A 17,393-nucleotide genomic window follows, 5' to 3' on the forward strand; every position below is an offset into this window, starting at 1 on the left:
ATCCGCCGGCCCGTCGCCCTCCCCGGCCGCTGCCCGCCGGACCGCGCCGTTCGTCCGGCCACCGGGAGCCGCCGGGCCGAGCGCCGTCCCCTTCGACTTCGACGCAGCCGCGCCCGACCCGGCGAGGAGGAGATCGTGACCACGTTGACCCAGCAGGTGCACGACGAGCACGCGCACCTGCTGCCACACATCGAAACCCTGCGTACGGTCGCCGACACCGTGGGCCGCACGACGCCCGAGGAACTCGGCGCCGCGCTCGTCGACCTCCGGCGTTTCCTGACCGGTCACCTCGTTCCGCACGCGGAGGCCGAGGACCGGGTGCTGTATCCGGCGGTCGCCCGGGTGATGGGCGCCGCCGAAGCGACCGCGACGATGTCCAGGGAGCACGTCGAGGTCGGCCGGCTGGCCCGCGAGCTGGACACCCTGCACGAGGCGATGGACCGGGAGGGCCTCGACGACGGACGGCAGGCCGCGCTGCGACGTGTCCTCTACGGCCTGTACGCGCTGCTCAAGGTCCACTTCGCGAAGGAGGAGGAGATCTACCTGCCGCTGCTCGAGGCGAGGCTTCCCGGCCCGGAGGCAGAACGGCTCCTCGCCGAGCTGGCCCACGCCGGTCACCACGGGTGAAGTCCCGGGCCCGCGCACGGGACAGGCCGAGCCGTTGCCCGGAGGGCCCGCCGCTCGGAGGATTCACCGCCGGGAGAACCCACCGCCGTGAGAACCCGCTGGTCGCCGCTTCGGTTGTCGGTCGCCCGTCGCCCGTCGCCCGTCGCAGGCCACAGGCCACAGGCTGAGGAGGGCGGTCCGGGTGGCGTCGCCGGGCCCGACGAGCGACGCTCGGGGTGTGAGCGAACACCGCGTCGCCCTCGGGCCGGCCACTGTCACCGCCGCCGTGGTCGCCTCCGCGGTGCACGGCCTGGTCCTGCGGCCGAGGATGCTGGCCCGGGGCGCGACGCGGGAGGAGGCCGCGCGTCCCCTTCCCGGAGACGATCTCGTCCCCGGTGCCGACAGCCGCTCGACCATGGCCACGACTCTGCCCGCGCCCCCTTCGCGGGTCTGGCCGTGGCTGGCCCAGATGGGCTGTGACCGGGGCGGCTGGTACAGCTGGGACCGGCTGGACAACCGTGGACGACCGAGCGCGGATCGCCTCGTCCCCCGGTGGCAGGGCGTGGAACCGGGGCAGCGCCTCGCCTCGGTACCCGGCGGCAGCGCCTGGTTCACGGTCGCGGTCCTCGTGCCCGAGCGGACCCTCGTGCTGCGGGCCGACATGCGCCTGCCGTCCGGCCGCCCGTTCGACCCCCTCCACGAGCCGACGCCACCGGCGTTCGTCAGCTCCGTCTGGGGCTTCCACCTCGAACCGGCCGGCACGGAGACCCGCCTCGTCGTCCGCACGCTCGGTCGCAGCCGCCCGCGCCTGCTCACCAGGCCGATCGACCTGCTGTTCTGGGAACCCGCCCACCTCGTCATGCAGAGCCGTCAGTTCCGCAACCTGCGCGTGCGGCTCGTCGGAGCCGCGTGACCACGTGCTCACGCCGCCGGATGCCCTGGCCGGGCACAGGTCGTAGCGGCTGTCCTGCCATGTCCCTTCGGTCCGGGACATCCGGGACAGGGGCGTGACCCCGGATCAGGACGCTCCCGTCCGAGGACCGCGTGCCGCCGCACTCCTCGGCGTCGAGGCGGGTGCCGTGCGGTGTCGTGGAGCGCCGTGCGATCTCGTGCCGTGGGGCGCCGTGCGGTGCGGGATCCGCGTGGAGAGGAACCGGCGGATCCTCGCCCACCGCCTCGACCCGGCCGGTGCCCTCGTGGCCGAAGAGCATCGGGGTGAGCCGCCGGGGCCAGGTGATGTCCAACGCCCTGGCGCTGGACGCCGCGGTGGAACTGCCCCCGCACGTCGAGCACATCTGCTATCTGCCCTTCGCCCACATCGCCGAGCGGATGCCGGGCATCCACCTGCCCTGCCACCGGGCCTCGCACGTCCCTCTCTGCACCGACCCGACGCGCGTCGGCACGATCCGCCGGGCGGGTCCTAATCGCGGGGGAGGGTTCCGACGACGACCGTGCAGTACATCTCGTCGCTCGTCGACACGCGCGGGACGAGCCCGTGGTCGGCCATCGCCCGCGCCGTGAGAGGCGCCTGCTCCTCGCTGGTCTCGATCAGCAGGCTGCCGCCCGGCGCCAGCCACGCCGGTGCGCCGGCGGCGACCCGCCGGTGCATCCCGACACCGTCGGCGCCGCCGTCGAGCGCGTGCTTCGGTTCGTGGTCGCGTGCCTCGGGCGGCATCATCGCGATCTCGTCCGTCGGCACGTACGGCGCGTTGACGACCAGGACGTCCGTGCGGCCGCGCAGCGAGTCGGGCAACGCGTCGTAGAGGTCGCCCTCGTACACGTGGGCGTCGGGGCCGACGTTCAGCCGGGCGCAGCGGACCGCCTGCGGGTCGACGTCGGCGCACGAGAGGTCGATCCCGGGGACCCGCGCGGCGACGGCGGCGCCGATCGCTCCGGTCCCGCAGCACAGGTCGACGACGACCGCGCCCGGCCGGGCCAGCTCCACCGCGAGGTCGACCAGGAACCGGGTGCGCTGACGCGGGACGAACACACCGGCGTCCACCCGGACCCGCAGGCCGCAGAACCCGGCCCAGCCGACGATGACTTCGAGCGGTTCGCCTACGACGCGACGGCGGACCAGCGCGTCCAGTTCGGCGGGCGTCGCGGCGGCCTCGAGGAGAAGCCGCGCCTCCTCCTCGGCGAACACACATCCGGCGGCTCGCAGTGCCGTCACCGTGCGTGACAGCACCTCGTCGGCAGGAGTGAGCGACATCGAAGCCTTTCGGGAAGGAGACCGGCCGGGCCGCCGGCCGCGGACGCGCCACACGCCGTCAGGCCCGGGACGAGGTATGCCCGTCAGGCCCGGGACGAGGTATGAGGGAACGCCGACTCACGGTGATCGGCGGACGACCCGGGCAGCTTAGCAGGGGAGGTCAACGGGGCTGATGAACACGAAAGTTGGCGCCGCCCCGTCGCCTGGACCGGGCCCGGCCGGCTCACCACGCCGTCAGGAGCGCGGCGAGGCACCGTCCCGGTCCACGACGGTGGCGGAGACGGCCGGCCCCGCTCCGGCGGGACCACCGGCACCACCGGGACCGTCCTGTTCCTTCAGGGCCTTCGCCTCGCTCTTGAAGATCCGTGCGGCCTTGCCCGCCGAGCGCGTCAACTCGGGCAGTTTCCTGATCCCGAGGACGACCACCACGACGAGGAGGATCAGGGCCAGTTCACTCATGCCGAACATCGTGTGCTCTCTCCCGGGGTTCACGGCGGCCGATCGGCGGACCGGTGACGCACGGAAATCTACGTTGCTGTAGAAGTCTCTCCTGGGGCAGGACCGCTCGACAAGTCCGCCTTCCAGCCCGCTCGGCCGAGACCGTCACCCCGCACCGGGAGCAGGGACAGCAGGATGCAGGACCGCTACGACCCCACCGCCGACACGGCGGCCCAGCCCGCCCGTCCGGAGCTCGCCCACCGCTGCCGCGCCCTCACCGAGGCCCGCTGGTTCGCCCTCACCGGCCTCGAGGTGTCCCGCTGGAGCCTCGTCTGCTACGCCTCCTACGTCCTGATCGCCTCCTTCGTGCTGGTCAACGTCCTCATCGGGGTGGTGCTCACCTCCCTCGAGGAGGCCAAGGAGGGGGAGGACGAGGAACCGCGGCCCCTCCCGGAGGAGCGGGCGTCCGGCGACGGAGCCCCGCTCCTGGACCGCATCACCGCGGCCCGCCACGCCCTGGACGAGCTCGAACGGGAACTCGCCCGGACCCCGTCGCCCCGCTCCCGGAACCGACGGCGGAGCGCGGAGTCCGAACGCCCACCGGGACCCTTTGCGGGGAACCGCGAAGGCGCGGGGCACACTCTGCTTGTCGTAGTCACTTTGAGACAAAGGAATGAGCCACACATGATCACCCTCACCAAGGAAGACGGCCCGGCCGACCTGGACGGAGTGACCCACCTGTCCATCGGGGTCTCCTGGGACCCCACCGCCGGCAGCAGCGGTGGGGTGCTGGGCAAGCTGCGTCGCAACACCGGCACCGACCTCGACCTGATAGCCGTCGCCATGCAGGGCGCGGACCCGGTGCGCCTCGCCGGGCTCGACTCGCTCGACCCCATGGGCAACGGCTCGCTGGTCCACAGCGGCGACAACCAGACCGGGCGCGGTGACGGGGACGACGAGACGGTGACCGTCGAGTTCGCCCGGGTACCGCCCAACGTCACGTCGATCGTGTTCGTCGCCGCCGCCTACAAGAAGGGCAGCTCCTTCCAGAAGGCGCGCAACATCAGCTTCAAGGTCTACGACGGGACCGGGGGCAGCTCCCAGCAGGTCGCCGACATCTGGCCGAGCCTGCTCACTCACGACAACGGCTGTGCCGTGGCCAAGGCCGTCCGGGTCGGCGGCAGCTGGAAACTCGAAGTGATCAACGTGACGGGCAAGATCAAGCAGGGCGACGAACACGCCCTGATGCGTTTCGCCGTCAGCAAGTGACACCTGACCGCGGCGGCCCCCCACCGAAGCGGTGTCCGGGCTCCGGGGAACGACCCGCGCCGCCGGTCGACGGCGCTGTGCGACGCCGCGACGGCCGCCGCGAGCGCTCGGCGCGCTTCCCCCCGCCGCGGTACGCCGGCGGGCGGCCGGCCTTGCGGAGCCGGCCCCGGGCGGGGGCACGCCGTGCCCGGGGCCGGGCGGATCCTTCGCTGTCGGCTGTCGGCTGTCGGCTGTCGGCTGTCGGCTGTCGCTGTCGGCGGGAGCGGCGTTCCGCGTCCGTCGGTGTCCCGCGTCCGTCGGTGTTCACCGTGCCCGGCTCCGCCGTGCACGGTGAACCCGCGCGGGGGTTTTCCCGGTCGGCCGCCCCCGTGGTGGCGTCCCGCCGGGGTGTGTGAGGCTGGGACCGGCCGGACCGGCCACGTACGTACGGGGGATGGTGTTGAGCCAGGTGCTCTATGGCGAACGGTCGTGGAATCCGCTGGCGCGGACCGTGGAGTTGACCGAGGACCGACTGCGGATCGGTGGCAGGACGATGCCGCCGCACGAGCTGAACCTCGGCGCCATGGCCGAGGCGTTCCAGCGGGGACGCTGGCTCGGGGGCGGCGGGACGGAACGCCCGCTGGAGCAGCTGCCGGAGGGGACCGGGGTCGTCCCGGTGACCCGTGCCACCGGCACCACCAGGCCGGTGAGGGTGCGGCAGGCCGCCGGGTTCGCCCGCGCGCTGGGGGAGCTGGCGACACGGCGGTGCGGCGGGCCCGGCCAAGTGGCCGCCCTGGCGGACCGGGCCCGGGCCGAGGGCGTACCGCTGTGGATCGCACGGCGCTTCGCGCCCGGCCCCGCCGGGCCGATCACCGTCGCCGTGGACCGGCGCCTGGTGCGCGTGGACGTCTGGGGACCGCACGCCCCCGTCGTACGGATCCGGGCGTCACACGGCTTCCACCGCGACGCACCCGGACCGTCCGGGGGCCTGCGTCTGACGATCGGTGACGCCACGGCGGAGGTCGTCCTGAAGAAGAAGCTGCGCAGGTCCAAAAGTTCCGTGGAGGTGCTACTGGCCGGGCAGCACTGGGTGCTGCGGCGGGAGAACGCGGTGAGTTCGTGGCTGCTGCGCGGCGAACGGAGAGTGGCGCTGCTGACGCGCCCCCCGCGCCGCCCGGTGCCCGAGCCGGGCTCGGTACTGCTGCCGTTGGGCCCCGTGCGCCACGAGAGCCCCGATCCGCTGGATGCCGTCATGGCGCATGCCTTCGCCGTTTCGTTCGGACTCGGCGACACGACGGGCCTGGCACGGTTCCGATCGCAGCGGCGCCCGGCGAACGGGGACGAACCGATCGCCGCCGACGAGATGTGGAACCGACCCTGGTTCAGCAACCTCGGGCAGGGGAGGGACGACAACGAACCCGGCAACGGCCACGGCGACGGCTGGGGCGCGGACGGCGGGGACGGCGGAGACGGCGGCGGAAGCGGCGGAAGCGACGGCGGCGGGGGAGGCGACGGCGGCGGGGGAGGCGATTAGGGCCTGCCCGACGTCCGTCCACGGAACGGCAGAAGACGCGGGCGGATGCGCCCCGGCCCCGACGGGTACGGCGCGGCGCGGCGGCACCGGTTCGGCGTGCGTGCCCGTCCGTGGGAGCGGCGTCAGCCCCTCCGGGCAGCACAGGGGCCGATCGGCACCCGTCTGCCGGTCGGTCGCCCCGGGGCTGCCCGGGACCGGCGGACCCGGGCGCGCGCCGATGCCCTGAACGCTTCCGCGTGACCGACGCCCGAGGTCTCTGCCCGCACGGCCTTCCCCACCGGCAGAGACGTTCGCCTACTGCGGCCCGTCGGGCTGGTCCTTGGCCCACCACAGGAACGCGGCGGAGTGCTGCTGGTTGGCGAACCCTTCGCCGACGAGGGCACGCAGGAGGTCGTTGCTCCAGAGGATGAGCCGGCCGAGCGTCCAGTTCACCGACTCCGGCGTCGGCAGCTCCAGACCGTAGACCAGCCGCGCGATCTCGCGCTTGCCGCCCGCCTCCGTCGTGTACTTGAGGATCGACAGGAACCGTTCGGGCTCCGTCACGCAGAGAACCCTCGTGAGGAGGGCTTCCTTGAAGCCGGTCATGGCGAACGGCTGGGTGCCGCTCAGGAGTTGCTGCAGCCGGTCCTCGACCGGGACGTCGGCAGGCCCGTGCAGGAGGTACGCGATGGTCTTGCTCGTGGCCTCCCCGGCCGCGGTGTCCCCCATGGCGTTCCAGGCGGAGTTGAAGGTCGCCTGGTTGCCCGGGTGGGCTCCGACGTCGGAGTTGGCGAAGTCCTTGAGGAGCCTCGGGTCACTCGTCCGCAGCCCCTCGGGAGAGAAGATCTGCCGGTACTTCGCCCAGTAGGCCGCCACCTCGGGGTCGAAGCCCGGTCTGGTGGCGAGGTACCGCTCCTTGAGCCGGGCCGCCCGTTCCCGCCACCGGGGCTCGACGTCCTCGGGCTTCGGGAAGCGGGCCTTGAGGTCGCTGAAGGAGCGGGGGGAATTCCCCCGGGGGGTGACGGCGACCCGGTGCTTCCACTCGAAGCCGCACCGGTGTCTGACGAGTCGGCGTCCGTCGTCGAGGACACCCACCATCTCGACGTCCTCGTCGTCACTGCACAACGGACACATGACCACCGCCATGGTTACCCCCGACTCCCGACGCGGCCCGTACCTCGGCGCGAGCCCGTGCGTGTTCGCTCAAGGACGGCATTCTCGCACCCGACCCGACCCGACCCGACCCGACCCCGGCAGCCCCGTGGGGACCCGGCCTCGAGGGCGGCGATGGCGGACGACGCGCTCTGTCCGAACACCGAAGGGTCGACAGCTCCTCGGACCTCCCGCCCCCCGGGACCGAGTGGCTCCGGGCACATCCGGACGAGGGCCGTGATGCGGCTCCGGACGTCGCCACCCCGCCCCTGCCGGTTCCCCGACCGGTCACGCGAGAGTCGACGAACCGGTGGGCGACACCGGTGCGGTCAGCACCTGTGATGCCACCACGCCGACTCCGTTTCTTCTGACGGCTCGTGATGCGTTCGCCCGAGGAGCACCGCGTCCAGGCGCTCGACCTGCACCCGAAGTTCGCCGGCGGCCCTCGGCGGAAGCATGAACAGAGCGTCTCGCAGCTTGTCCCGGGCCCAACCCTCACCGCAGCAGGGGCAGGTGAACTCCGTCTCCGCTTGTCTCCACCGGCGCCTCGTGCCGTGGACGCGCACGGACCACACGCTCAGCGCCACCGCCACGATGCCCGGAGACAACCGCTCCCGTTCGAGCACACGGACAGCGGCATTCGCCGCTCCCGACAGACCCGGGACATCGCGACACCGCACCCAGGGGCTGCCCCAGCCGCGTTCCCGCGGCCGAAGTGAAGCCGGTGTTCTACGAGGCACGGCCCCTTCGGATGTAAGCCACGGGCGGCATCCTCCCACAACCCGGGATCGGCCGGACGGAACCCGGAAGAAGCCCGGCTTCTTCGGCGAGTAGGACACCAGAGGGTTCTTCGTCCGCCCGTGCTGCACGCTCGCCGCCGCCCCTGACCTGCGGCAAAGGGGGGAATCGTTTGCCGCTGAGCCGAGTCGGCCGGCACCTGGTCCGGATCGAGCACGGGAAGCCCCGTCGGGGCAGGGTGGCCACATGGGTCCCCTGCCCCGACGGGGCTCGGTCGGCCGGGCGGCGGGTCACCGGCGCCCGGCCGAGGCCGGTGCCGTGTGCGGCGCTCCCCGGCTCAGCCGAAGTTCACGTCGCTGCACCACATGTAGGCCTGGTCGAGGTGCGAGGCCTGCCAGATCACGAACAGGACGTGGTGTCCGGTGTAGCCGGAGGTCTGGACGGGGAACGTGATGTCCTGCGCCGGGGCGAAGCGGCCGGTCTGCGTGATGAAGTCGAGGTTGCCCCATCCCAGTTTCTGGGTCTTGGGGTCGAAGCCCTGCTTGCTCACGTAGACCTTCAAGTAGTCGGCGCCGTGGGACGCCTGGTCGTGCAGGTGGACCGAGAAGTTGTTGCCGACGTTGGTGGTCCTCCACCGCCCGGGCTTGTTCAGGCTGTCGTTCCTCGAGAGGTTGTTGCTGCAGAGCGTCCCGTCGGGGGTCCGCGCCTGGAACTGACCACCGAGACCGTCGCGGAGCGCGCTCATCCAGTTCCACATGGTGTCGGAGTTGGCCTGGAAGGCCTGCCAACACATGGGGTCCTCGGTCTGCATGGCCGGGTTCGTGTGGTTGCTGCCCCACGTCTTCCAGCACTGGTACGCGCGGGAGGCGGGGTCGACGACGGTGCCGTGGGCTTGGGCGGGGGCCGACCAGGTCAGTGCGCCGGCAACCACGGCGAACAGCATGACGAGCGCCTGGAGGGGCCGGCGGAGGGGCGACCGTGAACGCCCGGCTAACGAAATCTGTTTGCGCATGTGGGGGGAACTCCTTCCAGTGGCAAGCTGTTATGGGAGCGCTCCCAACATGAGGGTCTCCGGATGAAATGTCAATGAAACGGTCAAAGTTGATCACAGGGGTGGGCGGTGAGCAGGGAATCTGCCGCGAGTCGGGAGTCCGACCCGGGGCTCGCGAGTTGCGCAGGGCGGCCTGTGCGGCCCCGCACGCGTCCCCGCGACCCGAACGGCAGGCAGAGGACCGGTCCCGTGCCGCCCGCCCGCGTGCCGCCACGTTCCTTGACGGTCTTCGGAAGCAGGCGAACCGTTTCATTGAGCGGTCCACGAACGAGTGGCGGCGCGTCGACCAAGGTGACGTACCCGGGGGGCGGACCGGGAGCGTGGTCCGCGACTGGTCCGGAGGCACTGGCCGGGAGGGGCGCGACCGTGGGAGGAACCAGGAGCCGGCGCACGAGCCGGGCCCGGTCGGGAACGGGCCCGGCGAAGGGCGCCTGACGGGTCAGAACCCAGGTCGGGCGCCCTTCCCGCGCGTCCAGAAGAAGCCCGGCTTCTTCGGCGAGTACGACACCGGCAGGTTCTTCGTCTGCTGGGGGTCAGAGCTCGGACGTCGCTCGACCAGCAGGAAAGCCGCGGTCGCCGCAAGCTGCGGACGGCTGGTCCGGACATGGTCCGGATCTGGGTTCGGCAAGCCGTGGGGTCGAGTGCCGCTCGCGACGGGTGGATCACCACCGATCCGTCACAGGCGCTTCCTTGAGGGCCGAAGGTTCCACTCGTGGCTCGCGAGATCGTGACCTGACATCCGGTGGGGCTTCTCGTCGGTGAGGAACCGCACTGTCGGCAGTCGAGGCGCCGTCCACGCGGAAGCTGCTCACCCTCTCGATGAGCGGACATGGCGTTTTGCGCCATGATCAAATGAGGCCCTGATGCCCGCGGAAGGCTGGTTTGTTCTGCGCTCGACTGTCGCTCCGCCCGGAACGATTGCGCCACCGTCGCACGGTGTTGACTTTCGCTTGCGGGAGATCCCTTCCAGCGCTTCTGCGGTCGGTCCGCTTCGGACGACTCGATCTTGACCTCGTGAGCGGCCCGAGGCCTATGAGCGGATCCTGGGGCTGTGCCCCGTCGCGGGGCGGGTTTCCCCTAGGATGGACCTCTCCGATGGGGGGGGGAACGGGAATGTATGCTGCTGGATACTTCTGGTCCAATGATTCCTTGAACATGCTTTTCTCTTTTATTGGTGGAATCATAGTGGCGCTCCTCAGTGGGTGGTGGGCCTATGTGGCCACCAATCCTCGACGGCGGATCTCTTGGCAGGTCAGCTCGGGGACCTCCTTGCTGCCCGATGACGCGCCGAATGTCCAGGTGTTCAGCGACGCCGTGCGAGTGGAGAAACCCAGGTTCTGCCGCCTCTCCATAAAGAATGACGGGCGCAAGGCGATCACGCCGGGTGACTTTCATAGCGGCGATGAATCGTTGATATTCGATTTGGGGCAGCCTGTCATTTCAGTCACTCCTGAAGTTCTCCCGGTCTCTGCGCCGACGCCGCCCATCCTCTTTTCGCGAAGTTGTCTACGGATCGGGCCTTCACTCATTCAGCCCAAGCAAGTGATTCACCTCTTGGTTCTCCTTGATGGGGACAGGGGGAGCGTGCATTGCACTGCTTCGCATATCGTCGAGACCCGGGTGGTGAAGAGCCTTAGGGAGATAACCGATGATGTCTCGTCCAAGCTGATGATGCTGAAAATCATCGGGAGTGCTTTCTCTCTTGTCGTCGCGGCTTTGATTTTATGGCTGTATGTTCCCTCCTCCGGTGAGAGAACGTGTTGGGCTGAAACGCCGGAAGGCGAAAAGGTTGAAATCGTGTCGCAGGCGTTCGGATGCGAAAAGGACTGGGACTGGCCCTGGTGAATGCGCCGGCCGCGATCGACGGCGCAAGAATTTGGGGCCGGCGCCCAGCGAGTTCGTCAGCGTCGGACTCCATGCGGTCACCGTGGACACCGTCGCGTACGTCCAACGGTGCGAGAGGTCTGACGGCGGACAGCTCTTGCAGCACGTGCCCGAGGTGGACGGGAAGAACGACTGCGACCACTGACGAGTACGACATCGGATCCGGCGCTTGCGGAGGCCGGCGCGGGTTCCTCGGTCCGGCCCTACCGCCGTGGCACTGTCCTCGCCCGCGACGACACCGCGTTGATCAAGTCCGGGGCGGCGCGTGAAGCGCAAGCGCATCGCCCGAGTGATGCGGGAACGCGGCATCCGTGGCGTCACCCGCCGCAAGCGGCGTTCGCTGCGTGGAGAAGGACGTCAACGACAGCCTGCTGGTGTACTTCAAGCTCATCGCGGCACAGGCGGCCGCGGCCCGCACCCCGCGGATCGGCCTGACCGTCGGCCCTATCGGCGGCCGGCCCCAGGTGAACGTCAACTCCTGGACGTCCTCGGCGCCCGCCGCATCGACGCAGCCCTCCACCCGCTCGTGAACCCGCTGCGCATCGGGCGGGTGCCGGTGGCACCCTCATCACGACAACCCGGGCGCGGCGCCCCGCCGGCTGCCTCGCCCGGGCGGATGCCGATGCCCGGACGGCCCACCCCCTGGCGTGCCGCCGGTCGCCCGACACCTCGGACCGCTAGCTTTCTGCGCGCCGCCACCAAGCGGCACGGTTTCCGGCATGGCCGGACGATCCGGAGAAGAGGTCGGCATGGTCTTCTTGAGCACCCGTCTGCTGGCGATGGGGTCGGTCTGCGCGGTGGCCGCTTCGTGTCTCGTGCTCGGCGCCGAAGCCTCCCGGGCCGCCGGGCGGACGAAGGGCGCGACGGCGGCCCCCGTGCCGGGTCCGTTGAACGCCGTCACCGACGTCCCCGGCATCAGGGTCGGTCAGGTGCAGTCCACCCGACCGCCCTACCTCACCGGATCGACCGTCGTCCAGATGCCGGACAAGGCGCTCGCCGGCGTCGACGTACGCGGCGGATCCCCTGGAACGTGGACGACCGACACCCTCGACCCCGTCAACGCCAACCCCGGTGTCGACGCGATCGTCCTGACCGGTGGCAGCGACTGGGGCCTGGACGTCGGCGTCGGCGCGATGCACTGGCTGGAGGACCGGAAAGGGGTCTCGCTCCCCATCGTGCCGGGAGCGGTCATCTACGACATCGGACGAGGGGGCAGCAACCGGGCACGGCCGACCGCCTCCTGGGGATACCGGGCGATGGAGGCGGCCGAGGACGGCCCGGTGCGCCAGGGCACCGTGGGTGCCGGAACAGGAGCCCTCGCCGCGGCGAGCACCCTCAAAGGAGGCGTGGGAACGGCCAGCGTCACACTGGCCGACGGGACCGTCGTCGGGGCACTCGTCGTGGTCAATGCCCTCGGAAGCCCCGTGGACCCGAGGGACTGCACCCTGCTGGGAGCCGCACCGGGCATCGGCGACGAGTTCGCCGGACTGCGCAGGCCCTCCCGCGCGGAGTGTCGGCCGGCCCCGGGGGTGCCGCAGACCGGGGCGGACCGGGGCCGCAACACCACGATCGCGGTCGTCGCCACCAGCGCGGGGATGGACAACGCGGCGCTGACCAGGATGGCCGCCGCCGCCCAGGACGGACTGGCCCGGGCGCTCAACCCCTCGCACACCCTCTCCGACGGCGACACGATCTTCTCCGTGTCCACCGGCACCGGCCGGCGCCTGTCGAACGACGAGCCGGACGACACAGGCGCCCTCACCCGGATCGGCTCTGCGGCGGCCGACACCCTCTCCAGGGCCGTCGCGCACGCGATGCTGGAGGCCACGTCCGTGCGGCAGTACAAGAGCTACTGCGACACCTACCCCTCGGCCTGCGCGCACCTGCGGCGGAAGCAGCCGTGACAGCAGGGGAGTCCCCATCGGTACGTGTACGGTCCGGGGAGGCTCGTTCGACGGTCGCGCACTCACTCTAAGTGTTGATGTCGTGACGCAAAGTAAGTGCTGTGGAAGTTGCCTGGAGGGCGATCGCGGCTCCAGGCAAGCGATGTGAGTCCTAGAAGAAGCCCAGCTTCTTCGGTGAGTACGACACCAGCAGGTTCTTCGTCTGCTGGTAGTGCTCCAGCATCATCTTGTGCGTCTCGCGGCCGATTCCCGACTGCTTGTAGCCGCCGAACGCCGCGTGCGCCGGGTAGGCGTGGTAGCAGTTGGTCCAGACGCGGCCCGCCTGGATGGCCCGTCCCGCGCGGTACGCCGTGTTGATGTCCCGTGTCCACACGCCGGCGCCGAGGCCGTACGGCGTGTCGTTGGCGATCTTGACGGCATCCTCGAAGTCGTCGAACGAGGCCACCGAGACGACCGGGCCGAAGATCTCCTCCTGGAAGATCCGCATGCGGTTGTCGCCCTCGAAGATGGTCGGCTGGACGTAGTAGCCGTCCTTCAACTCGCCGTCGTAGTCGGCTCGTTCACCACCGGTGAGGATCTTCGCGCCCTCCTGCCGGCCGATGTCGATGTACGAGAGGATCTTGCTGAGCTGGTCGCCGGACGCCTGGGCGCCGATCATCGTGTCGGTGTCCAGCGGGTGTCCGGGCCTGATCAGTTCGGTGCGGGCCACGGCGGCCGCCATGAACTCGGAGTAGTTGCCGCGCTGGACCAGCCCGCGCGACGGGCAGGTGCACACCTCGCCCTGGTTCAGCGCGAACATCGTGAAGCCCTCCAGGGCCTTGTCGCGCAGGTCGTCGTCCTTCTCCCAGACGTCGTCGAAGAAGATGTTCGGCGACTTGCCGCCCAGTTCCAGCGTGACCGGCTTCAGGTTCTCCGCGGCGTACTGCATGATCAGCCGCCCGGTCGACGTCTCACCGGTGAACGCGACCTTCGCCACCCGCGGGCTGGACGCGAGCGGCTTGCCCGCCTCCTCGCCGAAGCCGTTGACGATGTTCACCACGCCCGGCGGCAGCAGGTCCGCGACCAGACTCATCCAGTAGTGCAGCGACACCGGCGTCTGCTCGGCGGGCTTGATGACCACCGCGTTGCCGGCGGCGAGGGCCGGCGCGAGCTTCCACGTCGCCATCAGGATGGGGAAGTTCCACGGGATGATCTGCGCGACCACCCCGAGCGGCTCGTGGAAGTGGTACGCCACCGTGTCCTCGTCGAGTTCGCTGAGGGAACCCTCCTGCCCTCGGACCGCCCCCGCGAAGTAGCGGAAGTGGTCGATGGCCAGCGGGATGTCCGCCGCCAGCGTCTCGCGGACCGGCTTGCCGTTCTCCCAGCTCTCCGCGACCGCGAGCGGCTCCAGGTGGGCCTCCATGCGGTCCGCGATCTTCAGCAGGATGTCGGAGCGCTCGCTCGCCGACGTCCGGCCCCAGCCCGGCGCGGCCGCGTGCGCCGCGTCGAGCGCCCGCTCCACGTCCTCCGCCGTGCCGCGGGCCACCTCGGCGAACGGCTGCCCGTTCACCGGGGACGGGTTCTCGAAGTACCGGCCGCGGGCCGGAGGCACGTACTCGCCGCCGATGAAGTGGTCGTAACGCGTCTGGTAGGAGACGATCGCGCCGTCGGTTCCGGGCGCCGCGTAACGGGTCATGGTGGAGGGCCTCCCTCAGCAGCGCTGCCCGCCGTTGGACAGCTCTGTGCGCGAGGCTAGGCAGGCCGACGTTGCATGCACGTTGCGCGGGGCGCGGCCGCGACCGGACCGGGGCGTTCCGGTGGAGTGTCCGCCGACCGTGCCGGAGCGGGCGGGCGGCCGGTGATCAGCGGCGCGTCCACGACGCCGGCGCCGCCAGCTCCGACTCCAGGGCGGCCAGCCGGGCCCGTACCGCGGCCGTCGGTCGTGCCGCTGCCAGCGCCCGCCACACGTCGATGTCGTCCTCGCCCCACGGCGCGTGCGCCCAGTCGGCGAGCAGGTCGGGGTCCCGGCCGGCCAGCAGGGCGGCGCGCAGACCGTCGGCCAGGCGGCTGCGGAGCCGCACCACCGCCGGTGCCCGCGACGCCGGCAGCGGCGGCCCGGTGTACGCCGTGATCGCGGCCGTGACCGCCCCGGCCGCCAGCCGCCGTTCCACGACGGTGACGTCCGACTCGACGGGGACGGTGAGCCGGTACGGCCGCGAGGCCAGCAGTCCCGGCCCCAGCACCCCGCGCAGCCGGGCGAGTTCGACCCGCAGCGTCACCGGCGTCACCGACTCGTCCTCGTACAGCGCGCACAGCAACTCGTCCCCGGTCAGGCCCTCCGGATGGCGGGCCAGCAGCACCAGGATCTCGCTGTGCCGTCGGCTGAGCCTGATCCGCCGCCCGCCCGCGGTGAGGTACGCCTCGTCGCGCCCCAGCACGGTCAGCTCGGGCGGGTCGGTCTCCGGCCGCTCCGGGGCGAGCAGCGCGAGGTGCGACTCCGCGGCCCGCGCGACCGCCTGGACGAAGCCCAGGCTGTGCGGATGCGCCAGCCCGTCGCCGCCGGTGATGTCCACCGCGCCCAGTACCCGCCCGGTCCGCGGATCGTGCACCGGCGCCGCCGCGCACGTCCACGGCTGCACCCGCCGGATGAAGTGCTCGGCCGCGAACACCTGCACCGGCCGGTCCACGGCGACCGCCGTCCCCGGCGCGTTCGTCCCCACCGCGGTCTCCGACCACCGCGCGCCCGGCACGAAGTTCATCCGCCCCGCCCGCCGCCGTGTCGCCGGGTGACCCTCGACCCAGAGCAGCCGGCCGTGCGCGTCGCAGACCGCGAGGAGATGTTCTCCGTCGGCGGCGAACGTGCCCATCAACTCCCGGAACAGCGGCATCACCCGCGCCAGCGGATGCTCGGCCCGGTAGGAGCCGAGGTCCGCGTCGGTCAGCTCCACGTCCGCGGTGCCGTCCGGCCCGACGCCCGCCCGCGCCGACCGCCGCCACGAGTCGGCCACCACGGACCGTACCGGTCGCGGCACCCGGCCCGCCTCGGTGAACGCGTCGTGCGCCCGCCGCAGTGTCCGTACACGTTCGGCGGGGTCGGCCCCCGGTTCCAGGGCCACCCAGGGATCGGTCACGTCGTCCTCCGGAGGCGATGCGGCTGGGGACATCGTCACGCCGGGGGTGCGTCCCGACAACCGTTTGGACCGGGGTCACCCGAAAGAGGGAGAGGGGACGAGGGGGAGGCGCAACCCCAGAGAGACGCCCGAGGGAGACGAGGGGAAACAGGAAGGGGACGCCGCCCGTGGGGACTCCCTCACCCTCCGGCCCTGTCCGCACGGCGGGCAGCGGCAGGCGGCAGGAGCGGCGGGCGACAGGCGGCAGCGGACCGTGCTGGACGACCCGGCGGCCGTGCTGGAAGACCCGGCGGCAGGCGGCAGGCGTCGGGCCGCGGCCCCGGGTGCTCAGCCCCGTCCCGCCACTCCCGCCGGGTCGTCCAGCACCGCCCGCACCACGGAGTGCGCCGCGCCGAGCAGCGGGCCCTCCGGCCCCAGCAGGGAGACGGACACCGGCCAGGGCGGGCCGGCCGTGCGCCGGGCGAGTTCTGACTCCAGGGACGGCAGCAGCCAGGGCGCCAGCCCGGCGAGGGCCCCGCCGAGCACGACGGCCTCCGGGTCCAGCAGGTTGAGGGCCCCGGTGAGGGCGACGCCCAGCGCCGTGCCCGCCTCGCGCAGCGCCCCGCGCACCTGCTCGTCGCCGTCCGCCGCGCGTCGGGCCAGCAGTCCGACGCGGTCCTCGTCCGGTTCCAGGCCGGCCGCGCGCAGGACCGCCTCCTCGCCGGCGTACTGCTCCAGGCAGCCACGGCTGCCGCACCCGCAGTCCGGCCCGTCGGGACGGACCGGAACGTGCCCGAGCTCCCCGGCGAAACCGCGGGTCCCGCGCAGCAGGCTGCCGTCGACGACGAGTGCGGCACCGATGCCGATCTCCGCCGAGACGTGCAGGAAGTCCCGCGGCGTGTCCGCGCCGAGCCAGAGTTCCGCGAGACCCCCGAAGTTGGCCTCGTTGTCCACCGTCAGCGGGAACTCGTCGGGCAGCAGGGCGCCGAGATCGACGTCCTGCCAGTCCAGGTTCGGGGCGCGGACGACGGTGCGGGCGTCCCGGCCCACCAGGCCGGGGACGGCCACCGCGAGCCCCGCCGGCCACAGCCCCTCACGCTCCCCGTCGGCCACGACCCGGCGCACGAGCGCGGTGAGTTCCCGCAGCACCGGTCCCGGGGCGCGGCCCCGGTTCGTGCCGTGCCGCACGGCGCGCGCCCGCACCTCGCCGCGCAGGTCGACGGCGCAGACCGCGAGGTGGTCCACGCCGATCTCCGCGCCGATGCCCGCCGGGCCGCGCCCGCTGATCGCGAGTGCCGACCCGGGCCGGCCCACCCTGCCCGGCCGCTCGGGGCCGAGTTCCTCGATCAGGCCGGTGCGTATGAGTTCGTCGACGAGCGTCGAGACCGCCGCACGGGTCAGACCGATGTGCGTGGCGACCGCCGCCCGTGACAGCGGTCCCTCGGCGCTGACGGCGTGCATCACCCGGGCGAGGTTGCGGCGGCGCATGCCCTGCTGGGTGTCGGGCAGCGTCCGCCCGGGACCGGCCGGGCGGGCCTCGTGCGGCGGTGCGCTCATG

General features: G+C 71.9%; 14 protein-coding genes and 2 pseudogenes. 9 read left to right on the plus strand and 7 right to left on the minus strand.

The features are described from left to right. The first annotated feature begins 135 nt into the window (after window positions 1-135). The 3 genes and pseudogenes from ACF09K_RS12260 to ACF09K_RS12270 all read left to right on the plus strand — a co-directional run. On the plus strand, window positions 136-627 hold the full coding sequence (locus ACF09K_RS12260) for a hemerythrin domain-containing protein (RefSeq protein WP_392242788.1): 492 nt from the start codon (window positions 136-138) through the stop codon (window positions 625-627). Window positions 628-844: 217 nt separating this feature from the next. Continuing rightward, window positions 845-1,519, plus strand: a complete 675-nt coding sequence (locus ACF09K_RS12265) for a hypothetical protein (RefSeq protein WP_392242789.1) — start codon at window positions 845-847, stop codon at window positions 1,517-1,519. Window positions 1,520-1,836: 317 nt separating this feature from the next. Continuing rightward, window positions 1,837-2,019, plus strand: a pseudogene (locus tag ACF09K_RS12270) (long-chain fatty acid--CoA ligase); the annotation flags it as partial. A gap of 7 nt (window positions 2,020-2,026) precedes the next feature. On the opposite strand, the gene ACF09K_RS12275 reads toward ACF09K_RS12270, so the two are convergent. Together ACF09K_RS12275 and ACF09K_RS12280 are read right to left on the minus strand one after the other, a co-directional pair. Next, window positions 2,027-2,818, minus strand: a complete 792-nt coding sequence (locus ACF09K_RS12275; protein WP_392242790.1) for a putative protein N(5)-glutamine methyltransferase — start codon at window positions 2,816-2,818, stop codon at window positions 2,027-2,029. Between the two features lie 234 nt (window positions 2,819-3,052). After that, complete coding sequence (locus tag ACF09K_RS12280) at window positions 3,053-3,286, minus strand: twin-arginine translocase TatA/TatE family subunit (protein WP_392242792.1); 234 nt, start codon at window positions 3,284-3,286, stop codon at window positions 3,053-3,055. A 273-nt stretch (window positions 3,287-3,559) separates the two neighbouring features. Here ACF09K_RS12280 and ACF09K_RS12285 point away from each other — a divergent pair. From ACF09K_RS12285 to ACF09K_RS12295, 3 genes and pseudogenes are all read left to right on the plus strand, one after another. Then, a pseudogene (locus ACF09K_RS12285) lies at window positions 3,560-3,674 on the plus strand (ion transporter); the annotation flags it as partial. Window positions 3,675-3,940: 266 nt separating this feature from the next. After that, window positions 3,941-4,525, plus strand: a complete 585-nt coding sequence (locus ACF09K_RS12290) for a TerD family protein (protein WP_392243188.1) — start codon at window positions 3,941-3,943, stop codon at window positions 4,523-4,525. Between the two features lie 433 nt (window positions 4,526-4,958). Beyond that, window positions 4,959-6,038, plus strand: coding sequence for a hypothetical protein (locus ACF09K_RS12295; protein WP_392242793.1), 1,080 nt, complete (start codon window positions 4,959-4,961; stop codon window positions 6,036-6,038). A gap of 294 nt (window positions 6,039-6,332) precedes the next feature. On the opposite strand, the gene ACF09K_RS12300 is transcribed toward ACF09K_RS12295, so the two are convergent. Together ACF09K_RS12300 and ACF09K_RS12305 are read right to left on the minus strand one after the other, a co-directional pair. Next, window positions 6,333-7,163, minus strand: a complete 831-nt coding sequence (locus ACF09K_RS12300) for a hypothetical protein (RefSeq protein WP_392242794.1) — start codon at window positions 7,161-7,163, stop codon at window positions 6,333-6,335. A 1,081-nt stretch (window positions 7,164-8,244) separates the two neighbouring features. Then, window positions 8,245-8,850, minus strand: a complete 606-nt coding sequence (locus ACF09K_RS12305; RefSeq protein ID WP_392242796.1) for a lytic polysaccharide monooxygenase — start codon at window positions 8,848-8,850, stop codon at window positions 8,245-8,247. A gap of 1,257 nt (window positions 8,851-10,107) precedes the next feature. On the opposite strand from ACF09K_RS12305, the gene ACF09K_RS12310 reads away from it, so the two are divergent. The 3 genes from ACF09K_RS12310 (at window position 10,108) to ACF09K_RS12320 (ending at window position 12,746) form a co-directional block, all read left to right on the plus strand. After that, window positions 10,108-10,803: a hypothetical protein gene (locus ACF09K_RS12310; protein WP_392242798.1), complete on the plus strand. Its 696-nt coding sequence runs from the start codon at window positions 10,108-10,110 to the stop codon at window positions 10,801-10,803. A 383-nt stretch (window positions 10,804-11,186) separates the two neighbouring features. After that, entirely contained in the window at window positions 11,187-11,372 is a 186-nt protein-coding gene (locus ACF09K_RS12315) for a polysaccharide lyase family protein (protein ID WP_392242799.1), read from the plus strand. Between the two features lie 189 nt (window positions 11,373-11,561). Continuing rightward, a complete protein-coding gene (locus ACF09K_RS12320; protein ID WP_392242801.1) occupies window positions 11,562-12,746 on the plus strand; it encodes a P1 family peptidase in 1,185 nt (394 codons plus the stop codon). A gap of 151 nt (window positions 12,747-12,897) precedes the next feature. Here the strand turns inward: ACF09K_RS12320 and ACF09K_RS12325 are convergent, their stop codons facing one another. The 3 genes from ACF09K_RS12325 to ACF09K_RS12335 form a co-directional block, all read right to left on the minus strand. Continuing rightward, window positions 12,898-14,421 (minus strand): aldehyde dehydrogenase family protein, encoded by a 1,524-nt coding sequence (locus ACF09K_RS12325; RefSeq protein WP_392242803.1) that lies wholly within the window; start codon window positions 14,419-14,421, stop codon window positions 12,898-12,900. 166 nt (window positions 14,422-14,587) lie between these two features. After that, the gene (locus ACF09K_RS12330) at window positions 14,588-15,856 is read right to left on the minus strand and encodes a GAF domain-containing protein (protein ID WP_392242804.1); all 1,269 of its coding nucleotides are present in this window, start codon (window positions 15,854-15,856) and stop codon (window positions 14,588-14,590) included. Window positions 15,857-16,183: 327 nt separating this feature from the next. Next, on the minus strand, window positions 16,184-17,392 hold the full coding sequence (locus tag ACF09K_RS12335; protein ID WP_392242806.1) for an ROK family protein: 1,209 nt from the start codon (window positions 17,390-17,392) through the stop codon (window positions 16,184-16,186). Between the last annotated feature and the right edge of the window lies 1 nt (window position 17,393).

Origin of the sequence: Streptomyces sp. NPDC014882 (assembly GCF_043081325.1) — a bacterium.
Lineage (GTDB): Bacteria > Actinomycetota > Actinomycetes > Streptomycetales > Streptomycetaceae > Streptomyces.

Bases quoted from the DNA above. Each gene is read 5' to 3' on its own strand.
- ACF09K_RS12275 (WP_392242790.1), bottom strand. From the start codon at position 2,818: ATGTCGCTCACTCCTGCCGACGAGGTGCTGTCACGCACGGTGACGGCA.
- ACF09K_RS12280 (WP_392242792.1), bottom strand. From the start codon at position 3,286: ATGTTCGGCATGAGTGAACTGGCCCTGATCCTCCTCGTCGTGGTGGTC.
- ACF09K_RS12290 (WP_392243188.1), top strand. From the start codon at position 3,941: ATGATCACCCTCACCAAGGAAGACGGCCCGGCCGACCTGGACGGAGTG.
- ACF09K_RS12295 (WP_392242793.1), top strand. From the start codon at position 4,959: ATGGTGTTGAGCCAGGTGCTCTATGGCGAACGGTCGTGGAATCCGCTG.
- ACF09K_RS12300 (WP_392242794.1), bottom strand. From the start codon at position 7,163: ATGGCGGTGGTCATGTGTCCGTTGTGCAGTGACGACGAGGACGTCGAG.
- ACF09K_RS12305 (WP_392242796.1), bottom strand. From the start codon at position 8,850: ATGCTGTTCGCCGTGGTTGCCGGCGCACTGACCTGGTCGGCCCCCGCC.
- ACF09K_RS12320 (WP_392242801.1), top strand. From the start codon at position 11,562: ATGGCCGGACGATCCGGAGAAGAGGTCGGCATGGTCTTCTTGAGCACC.
- ACF09K_RS12325 (WP_392242803.1), bottom strand. From the start codon at position 14,421: ATGACCCGTTACGCGGCGCCCGGAACCGACGGCGCGATCGTCTCCTAC.
- ACF09K_RS12335 (WP_392242806.1), bottom strand. From the start codon at position 17,392: ATGAGCGCACCGCCGCACGAGGCCCGCCCGGCCGGTCCCGGGCGGACG.